This is a genomic window from Paludisphaera rhizosphaerae (assembly GCF_011065895.1).
GTDB classification, from domain to species: Bacteria; Planctomycetota; Planctomycetia; order Isosphaerales; family Isosphaeraceae; genus Paludisphaera; species Paludisphaera rhizosphaerae.
Genome location: NZ_JAALCR010000075.1, coordinates 1 through 2,067, shown reverse-complemented (window position 1 = coordinate 2,067; position 2,067 = coordinate 1). Strand labels below are relative to the sequence as shown.

Genomic DNA, 2,067 nt, shown 5'->3' with positions numbered 1-2,067 from the left:
CCGGCCGAGACCGAGCCGGCCTCGACGCTGAAACTCCACCAGTCGGCCGACCAGGTCGAGGACGGCGTCAGCCAGGCCGAGAAGCGGCACTGGCTGCGGCTGATGGTCCGTGAGGGCTGGCCCGTCGATCGGATCGCCCTGGCGGCCGGCGTGGGCGTCCGGAGCGTCTACGCGGGCGTCCTAGAGGTCTGCGAGCGGCTTGGCCGGGGCGGCCTGGACCTGGCGCCCTGGAATCCGGTGGTCGAGGTCCTGTTTCCGATCGGCCAGTTCACGCCCTCGAGCCGATGCGTCCACGCGAGGTCAATCCCAGCCGGCCGCGCGGCCTACTGCCCGATCTGCCACGCGTCGGGCCTCGACGACCTCCCCGAGCTGAAGATTGACCCTCGGACGACGCCGAAGCCCGAACCGAAGGAACCGGAGCCGAAGGCGCCGGAGCCGAAGAAGGACGAGACGCGGCGCGAGCGGAGGGCGAAGGCCCGGAAGGAGGCCCGACGATGAGCGACGCGGAGGCATGGGGCGATCATCAACGGACGGCGCTGCTGAGGCGCAAGAGGACTCAGGAGAAGTGGACGCCCGAGCGGATCGAGTCCTCGCAGGCGATGCTCCTGGTTCGCCTGACGAGCCAGGGCGTTCCCCAGTGGGCCGCCGGCCGCATCCTGGGCCTGTCCCTGGCGACGGTCAAGCGGCGGCTGAAAGGACTCGAACCCGAGCGGATTCGACAGCTGGAACACCGGAACTTCTGAGAGGAGATCGACCATGGCGAGTCTCGGTCAGATCAGCGTCGGCATGGGCCTCGACGCGACCCAGTTCGATAAGGGGCTGTCGCACGTCCAGACCGAGGTCCGCACCCTCGCCGGCGACATCGACCGAATGGGGAGCATGTTGCGGGCGAGCCTCGGCGGCGTCAACAAGCTGGGAGGCATGCTCAAGGGGGCGATCGTCGGGGTCGGCGTGTACAAGGTGGCCGGCGACCTCTACGGCATGGCGAAGGCGGCCGCACACGCCCAGGAATCCGTGAACTCGCTCTCGATCGTCTTCGGCGACCAGGCCGACGAGGTCGAGAAGTTCTCTCGCGACATGGCCATGGGGTACAAGCTCGGCCTCAACTCGATGCTGGAGTCTCAGAACCAGATCGGGTCGATCTTCCAGGGAGTCGGCTTCAAGGGGGGCGACCTCCAGGCGATGACCGAGGGGATCTCGAAGATCGTCACAGAGTACGCGGCCTTGAAGGACCTCGATTTCGACGTCGTCAAGGATAAGTTCCTGTCGGGCCTGTCCGGCGAACAGGAGCCTCTGAGGGCGCTCGGCATCAACTTCGACGAGGCCGCCATCAAGGCCAAGGCTCTTGAGATGGGTCTCGGCGGCCTCGGCCGCGAGCTGACGGCTCAGGAGAAAGTCCTCGCTCGCTACGGTTTCTTCGTCGACAAGGCGGCGTTCGCGATGGGGACGGCGGCTCGCGAATTCGACGGGTCGGCGGCCAAGTTCGCCTCCCTGGATGGCGCCTGGGAGAACTTCTCCATCACCGTCGGCGACCTGGTCGCCCCCAAGCTCGCCTCGTTCTTCGGCCAGATGTCCGACGGCCTGCAGGTCATGCAGAAGCTGTGGCAGGACAACGAGGTCTCGGCGACGACCTGGCTGACCGAGCTGACCTCAGGCCTGGGCGTCGCGACGACCGGCATGGGCGGCCTGGCCGAGGCGATCGGCCTGGTCGGCGACTCGGTGGAAGGCCTCGACGTCCTGTTCAAGGACATGCAGTCCAAGACCACCTGGGGCGTCGGCCAGGGGGCCGGCGTCCTGGGGGCGATCTTCGGCGACGGCAGCTTCTTCAAGATCTGGAGCGAGGACCTGGACCGACTTGCGAACGACGAAGCCGGCAAGCTCCAGGAGGCGCTCATCGGTCCGAGCTTCTCCGAACGCGTCAAGAAGGCCTTCGAGGAGATCCGAGCCGAGTCGGAGAAGACACGCCAGGCCCTGGCCAGCAAACCGCTCGTCGTTCCCACTCTGCCGCCCCGAATGGCGACGAAGCTGCAACCGATGCCAACCGCCATCGGCGCGGCCCAGTTCGCC

Annotated in this window: 2 protein-coding genes and 1 pseudogene; all 3 read left to right on the top strand. The window is 67.3% G+C overall.

Annotated elements, in window-relative coordinates; all coding sequences use genetic code 11:
* A pseudogene (locus tag G5C50_RS31995) lies at nt 1-498 on the top strand (hypothetical protein); the annotation flags it as partial.
* A complete protein-coding gene (locus G5C50_RS31990) occupies nt 495-743 on the top strand; it encodes a hypothetical protein (RefSeq protein WP_165076137.1) in 249 nt (82 codons plus the stop codon). The pseudogene G5C50_RS31995 and the gene G5C50_RS31990, both read left to right, overlap by 4 nt.
* Nucleotides 744-756: 13 nt before the next feature.
* A partial coding sequence (locus tag G5C50_RS31985) for a phage tail tape measure protein (protein ID WP_165076134.1) occupies nt 757-2,067 on the top strand: 1,311 nt, incomplete at its 3' end.